Below are 6,575 nucleotides of genomic sequence, written 5' to 3'. Positions count from 1 at the left end.
CCTAGGGCCTGTTAACACTATCGTAGTGATTCGACGATCAATGCGAAGTGGATGAAGCCAGCGAACATGATGTCGAGCTTGTCGAAGCGGCTGAAGATGCGGCGGAAGCCTTTGAGCCGCCGGAAGAGTCGCTCGATCTCGTTTCTTCTTCGATAGATCTCGGTGTTGTAGCGCCAGGGGCTTGTTCGCAGTGGGTGCGGCGGCACGACCGGCTCAAAACCCAGGTCCAAGGCCAGTTGGCGTGTTTCATTGCCCTCGTAAGCACGATCCATGACGAGATGGCAGCCAGCCGGGGGTGTTGGCAACGTGCGCAGCAGGTCGCGGCCGGCTGGTGCATCGCCGGCTTGGCCGGGAGACAGTGAGAAGGCTAAGGCGCAGCGGGAATCCGCGGCAGCCATATGAATTTTGGTGGTCCAACCGCCGCGGGATCGGCCGATGGACTGCGGACCGTTTTTTTTCGCGCGCCGGTGCCATCGGGATGCACTTTCACGATCGTGCTGTCCAGGCTGATCGCCTCAAGCCGGATGCGCACCAGTTGCGCGGCCTGCATCCGCTCGAACACCCGGTCCAGCACACCGGCCTTGGCCCAGCGATTCATCCGGGTATAGATCGTGTGCCAGTTGCCGAAACGCTTGGGCAAGGCGCGCCATTTGCAGCCGTTCTCGGCGACAAACAGGATCGCGTTGAGCACGTGGAGGTTGCTCACCGCCACGTTGCCCCGTTGGCGGGGGAGGCAGTCTTCGATGATGGCGAATTGCGCAGGCGTCAGTTCCATGCGCATAAGTCTAGCAAATAGTGTTAACAGGCTCTAGGTGAAGCGGGCCGCCGCCATCCAGGTACGGTCTTCGCGACATGGGCGGGTCGCCGACCGGCCGTGGCGTCCGCCGCATGCATCGGCACGTCGGCGAGCGGGTGCGAGCGGCCCGTGCTTCACACGATCATGCCGTTTCCCGGCGCAGGCTGGCACTCCGTCCCGGGTACCGAGGGAGGCCCCCATGGCCAGATGCGATGTCTGCGGAAACGACTACGAGCATGCCTTCACCGTGCAGTCCGCACAGGGCGACGGCGTGTTCGATTCCTTCGAGTGCGCGATCCACGCGCTCGCCCCGCGCTGCGCCCATTGCAGCTGCGCGGTGATCGGCCACGGCGTGGGTCGCGGAGGCAAGGTGTACTGCTGCGAACACTGCGCGGGCCACGCCGGAGGACAGGCATGAGTACCCGCCGCATCTACAGCGCGCCCGACCTTGCGCGCGCGGAAGAAGCGATCGCCACCGCGCGCCAGGCCGGCCTCGGCGACGAGGCGCTGTCATTGGTGGCCCGCTCGGACATCGAGGTCGGCGCCATGCCCGACGACATGAAGCAGGCCGACACCGACATGCTGCCGGCCGCCGCGCGCGGCGCCGGCTTCGGCGCCGCCGCCGGCATGGTGGCCGGGCTGGCGGCGCTGACGTTTCCGCCGCTGGGCCTGACCCTCGCCGGCGCCCTGCTCGGCGGCGGCGTGGCCGGTGCGCTGGTCGGGACCTGGGCTTCGGCCCTGGTGGGTTCGGCGGTCCCGGAGACCGAGCGCCGCCGTTACGAGGAGGAAATCGAGGCCGGGCGCGTACTCGTGGTGGTGGACGCCGAGGACGCGCAGCACGCGATGCTGGCGTCGCAGTTCGACCCCCTGGGCCTGGTCCACCTCGAGGTGGATGGCCAGGAAACGCCGCACGCCTGAGGCCTGCGTGCGTCGGTGATCCGCCGCGCGTACCCCGGGGTGCTTCGGGAAACACGCAAGTCCCGTGCGGCTGCACAGGCCGCACACACGGTGCCTGCGACGCTCGCGCCATGGCGCTCGAGGACTACCGCCGCAAGCGACGCTTCGGGCAGACACCCGAACCCGACGACCGTGCACCGCGCAACGCCCGCGGCCGGCCGATCTTCGTGGTCCAGCTGCACCACGCCAGCCGCCGCCACTACGACTTCCGGCTGCAGGTCGGCGACGTGCTGCGCAGTTGGGCGGTGCCCAAGGGGCCGAGCTTCGACCCGGCGGTCAAGCGCATGGCGGTCGAGGTCGAGGACCATCCTCTGGACTACGCCAGGTTCGAGGGCGATATCCCCAAGGGCCACTACGGCGGCGGCCACGTGGCGCAGTTCGATCGCGGCACGTGGACGACCGAGGGCGATGTCGCCGCGCAACTGGCCAAGGGCCACCTGCGCTTCGAGCTGCACGGGAAACGGCTCAAGGGCGGCTGGCACCTGGTGCGCTCGGGCAAGCCGGCGCGGCAGCCGCAGTGGCTGCTGTTCAAGCAGCGCGACGCCTGGGCCGGGCCGACCGAAGCCGACGACCTGCTCGAAGGCGTGACGCCACCGCCGGAAGCGGACGCGAAGCGGGCAGGCGGGCCGGCGAAGAAGTCGTCGCCGAAGGTGGGGAAGACGACCCCGTCGGCGGCGAAAGCAGCCGTGCGCAAGCGCGGATCGAAAACGTCGCGCGACGACGACGAACCGCAGTCGCTGGCGCTCGCCCTGCCCAAGGCCCGTCGCAGGGCGCTGCCAGAGGCGGCCCCGACCGCACAGCTCGCGCGCCTGGTGGACCGGCCGCCGCAGGGCGTGGACTGGCTGCACGAACTGAAGTGGGACGGCTACCGCCTGCTGGCCAGCATCCACGACGGCCGCGTTCGCCTGTGGTCGCGCAACGGCCTGGACTGGAGCACGCGCGTGCCCGAGGTCAGCGATGCGCTGGGGACGCTGGGCCTGCGCGAAGCGCTCCTGGACGGCGAGCTGGTCGCGGCGCAAGGCCGGCGCGAGGATTTCAACGGGTTGCAGCAGGTGCTCTCGGGCGAACGCCAGGGGCGGTTGCGGCTGATGCTGTTCGACCTGGTGCACCTGGACGGCGTCGACCTGTCCGCGTCGCCGCTGCTGGAGCGCAAGCAGTTGCTCGAACGCCTGCTGCGGGGCGCACCGGACGCGCTGGGCTACAGCTCGCACGGCATCGGCGAGGCGCAGGCGGCGTTCCGCGCCGCGCTGGACGCGGGTTTCGAAGGCATCATCTCCAAGCGCATCGACGCCAGCTACCACCCCGGCCGCGGCGACGACTGGCGCAAGTGCAAGGCGCTGGCCAGCGCCGAGTACGCGGTGGTGGGCTACACCCCGCCCAAGGGCAGCCGCCGCGGCATCGGTTCGCTGCTGCTGGCCGCGCCCGATGCCGAACACGGCTGGCGCTACGTCGGGCGCGTCGGCAGCGGCTTCAGCGACACCCAGCTCCAGGCGCTGGGCGAGCGCCTGTCCGGCAAGGGGCGCGACGCACCGACCCTGCACGTGCCGGAGAACGACACCGACCTGCGCCAGGCGAAATGGCTGCCCAGGCCCGCGTTCGTGGTGGAAGTGTTCAATCGCGGCACCGGTGGCCGCGGCCTGCTGCGCCAGGCGAGCTTCAAGGCGCTGCGGCCCGACAAGCCGGTCTCCGCACTGGTCGATGACGGCGGCGACCGCATCGCGGATCCCACCGCGGAGGACGTAACCGTGGCGAAGAAAGCGAAGAAGACCGCGAAAGCGATGAAAGCCGCGAAACCTGCGAAGGCGGCGAAGGCAGGGAACGCAACGAAGGCGGACAGGGCCGGCAAGCCGAAGAACGCGCCGGCACGCGGGACCCAAACCACGCGCCCGCCGAAGAAGGGCGCGCCGAGCGGCCGTCCCGCGGCCTCGTCATCGCGATCGCGCACGCCACCCGCGCTTTCCAGTCCGGACAAGGTGCTGTTCCCCGGGGACGGCATCACCAAGCAGCAGCTCGCCGACTACTACGCCGCTGCGATGGACTGGCTGCTGCCGGAGATCGAGGGCCGGCCGCTGTCGCTGGTGCGCTGCCCCGGCGGGCTGCGCTCGCAGTGCTTCTTCCAGAAGCACGCCACGCCGGGCATGGACCTGGTCTCGCGCATCCCGCTGGCCGAAGCCGACGGCGCGCGCGAGGACTACCTGTACGTCACCGATGCCGCCAGCGTGATGGAACTGGTGCAGTTCAACACCATCGAGTTCCACCCCTGGGGCGCGCACGTGGACGACGTGGAGCATTGCGACCGGCTGGTTTTCGACCTCGACCCCGACGAAGCCATCGGCTGGCGCGACGTGGTCGCCGCGGCGCGCCAGCTGCGCGGCTTCCTGCAGCAGGCGGGGCTGGAATCGTTCGTCCGCACCACCGGCGGCAAGGGCCTGCACCTGGTGGTCCCGCTGTCGCCCCCGGCGCCATGGGAACGGGTCAGGGCGTTCGCGCAGGCGGTGGCCGAGGCCGCGCGCGAGGCCGATCCGCTGCGCTACGTCGCCACCGCCAGCAAGCAGCGGCGCAAGGGACGGATCTTCATCGACTGGCTGCGCAATGGCCGCGGTGCGACCAGCGTGGCCAGTTTCTCGGTGCGGGCCCGTGCCGGCGCGCCGGTGTCGATGCCGCTGCGCTGGGAGGAACTTGGGCGCGCGCAGGCCGGCAATGCCTGGGACATCGGCAATGCGATCGCCCGGCTCAGGCGCCTGCGCCGGCATCCCTGGGACGGCATCGACGCGGTCCGCCAGTCGCTGCCCGGCTGAGCGCCTGCACAAGGCGACGACACGCGGCGGGGCAGGCTGTCGGCCCGCCTCTCCACGCGAGCAATGGCATGGCACGTCCCATCTGGACCGGCAACCTCGGCTTCGGCCTGCTCAACGTGCCGGTGTCGCTGATGCCCGGCACCCGCAGCCAGGATCTTTCCTTCCGCATGCTCGATTCGCGCGATCGCAAGCCGATCCGCTTCGAGCGCGTCAACGCCGACACCGGCGAGGAAGTGCCGTGGAAGGAGATCGTCAAGGCCTTCGAGTACGACAAGGGCAGCTACGTGGTGATCGAGAAGTCCGACATCGCCTCGGCCGCGCCCGAGTCGCACGAATCGGTGGAGATCGAGGCCTTCGTCGACGAGGACGCGATCGACGTGCGCTTCTTCGAGAAGCCCTACGTGCTGGTGCCGGGCAAGAAGGCCGAGAAGGGCTACGTGCTGCTGCGCGAGACGCTGCGCAAGTCGAAGAAGATCGGCGTGGCGCGGGTGGTGATCCGCACCCGCGAATACCTTTCGGCGGTGATGCCACAGGGCGACGCGCTGATCCTGATGCTGATGCGCTACCCGCAGGAACTGGTCGACCCGACCGAGTACAGGATCCCCGAGGGCAAGGCCGGCGACTACCGCGTGAGCGCCAAGGAACTGGAGATGGCCACGCAGCTGGTCGACTCGATGGCTGCGAAATGGAATCCCGACGACTACCACGACGAGTTCCGCGAACGCCTGGCCGACATCATACGCCGCCGGATCAAGGACAAGGGCGCGACCACCGAGGTGCTGGAGGAAGCCGAGCCCGAGGAGGGCGCGGCGACCAACGTGGTCGACTTCGTCTCGCTGCTGCAGAAGAGCCTGTCGGACAACAGGCGCACGCCGGCGAAGAAGGCGGCGCCGAAGAAGACTCCCGCCAAGGCCCCAGCCAAGGCGAAGAAGAAGGCACCGGCGAAGAAGGCGGCCAAGGCGGCACCGCGCGCGCGCAAGCGCGCCTGATCGAGGAGACGCAAGCAGATGGCAAGCAGCAAGAAGCCCGCCGGCCAGGCGAAGAAGGATGCGAAGGCCGCCGGCCGCACCGCGGCCGGACAGCGCAGGCTGCAGGCGAAGATCGACCGCGAGGACGCGCGCGAACCCGACACGCCGGAGCGCAAGGCCGCGATGCAGGCCGGCGCGCGGCGCCAGCCGGTGCGCATGCCGGCCCAGCACATCGACAAGCCCGGCCACGAGAGCGAGCTGGAACTGGCCCCGAAGTTCGAAGCCCCCGGCTACGCCGGCAGCGGCAAGCTCGAAGGCATGAAGGCGATCGTGACCGGCGCCGATTCCGGCATCGGCCGCGCGGTGGCGGTGCTGTTCGCGCGCGAGGGCGCGGACGTGGCGATCTTCTACCTCGACGAACACGACGACGCGAAGGAAACCGCGCGCTGGGTGGAGAAGGAGGGCCGGCAGGCTATCCTCGTGCCCGGCGACGTGCGCGATCCCGCGTTCTGCAACCGCGCAGTCAAGCGCGTCGCCAAACGCTTCGGCCGCATCGACGTGCTGGTCAACAACGCCGGCTTCCAGCTGCACGCGGAGCGGCTCGAGGACATCAGCGACGCCCATCTGCAGGAGACCCTGCAGACCAACGTCGCCGGCTACCTGCAGATGGCGCGCGCGGCGCTGCCGCACATGGAGCAGGGCGCGTCGATCATCAACTGCGGCTCGGTCACCGGCCTGTTCGGCAGCCCGAAGCTGATCGATTACTCCACCACCAAGGGCGCGGTGCACGCGTTCACCAAGGCGCTGGCGGCCAACCTGATCCCGCGCGGCATCCGCGTCAACGCGGTGGCGCCGGGGCCGGTGTGGACGCCGTTCAATCCGGCCGACAAGCCGGCCGTCGAGGTCGGCGAATTCGGCAAGGACAGCGCCATGGGCCGCGCCGCCCAGCCGGAGGAACTCTCGCCGGCGTTCGTGTTCCTGGCGTCGCCGGTGATGTCCTCCTACATCAACGGCATCGTCCTGCGGGTGATGGGCGGGCCCAAGGGCTGACGCCGC

Annotated in this window: 6 protein-coding genes; 5 read left to right on the top strand and 1 reads right to left on the bottom strand. The window is 69.6% G+C overall.

Going from position 1 to position 6,575, the window contains the following annotated elements; genetic code table 11:
* Window positions 1-17 precede the first annotated feature (17 nt).
* Window positions 18-775, bottom strand: a protein-coding gene (locus JMO03_RS09330) for an IS5 family transposase (protein WP_202840579.1) whose coding sequence is annotated in 2 segments (ribosomal slippage) — window positions 18-460 and window positions 460-775 — 759 coding nt in all. Because the reading frame shifts where the segments join, the coding sequence is not laid out codon by codon here.
* A 220-nt stretch (window positions 776-995) separates the two neighbouring features.
* On the opposite strand from JMO03_RS09330, the gene JMO03_RS09325 reads away from it, so the two are divergent.
* The 5 genes from JMO03_RS09325 (at window position 996) to JMO03_RS21105 (ending at window position 6,569) form a co-directional block, all read left to right on the top strand.
* Complete coding sequence (locus tag JMO03_RS09325) at window positions 996-1,214, top strand: hypothetical protein (RefSeq protein ID WP_202842712.1); 219 nt, start codon at window positions 996-998, stop codon at window positions 1,212-1,214.
* Window positions 1,211-1,714 carry a hypothetical protein gene (locus JMO03_RS09320; RefSeq protein WP_238346027.1) on the top strand — a complete coding sequence of 168 codons (504 nt, stop codon included), beginning with the start codon at window positions 1,211-1,213 and terminating at the stop codon, window positions 1,712-1,714. The genes JMO03_RS09325 and JMO03_RS09320 overlap by 4 nt, the downstream gene beginning before the upstream one ends.
* Before the next feature lie 110 nt (window positions 1,715-1,824).
* A complete protein-coding gene (ligD, locus tag JMO03_RS09315; protein WP_202842711.1) occupies window positions 1,825-4,551 on the top strand; it encodes a DNA ligase D in 2,727 nt (908 codons plus the stop codon).
* 68 nt (window positions 4,552-4,619) lie between these two features.
* Complete coding sequence (gene ku / locus JMO03_RS21110) at window positions 4,620-5,540, top strand: non-homologous end joining protein Ku (protein ID WP_238346026.1); 921 nt, start codon at window positions 4,620-4,622, stop codon at window positions 5,538-5,540.
* Window positions 5,541-5,558: 18 nt separating this feature from the next.
* A complete protein-coding gene (locus tag JMO03_RS21105; RefSeq protein ID WP_238346025.1) occupies window positions 5,559-6,569 on the top strand; it encodes an SDR family oxidoreductase in 1,011 nt (336 codons plus the stop codon).
* The last annotated feature ends 6 nt before the right edge of the window (window positions 6,570-6,575 follow it).

The sequence above is a fragment of the Luteimonas saliphila genome, from assembly GCF_016774335.1.
Taxonomy (GTDB): domain Bacteria; phylum Pseudomonadota; class Gammaproteobacteria; order Xanthomonadales; family Xanthomonadaceae; genus Luteimonas; species Luteimonas saliphila.
This window is presented reverse-complemented; position numbering and strand designations above follow the sequence as displayed.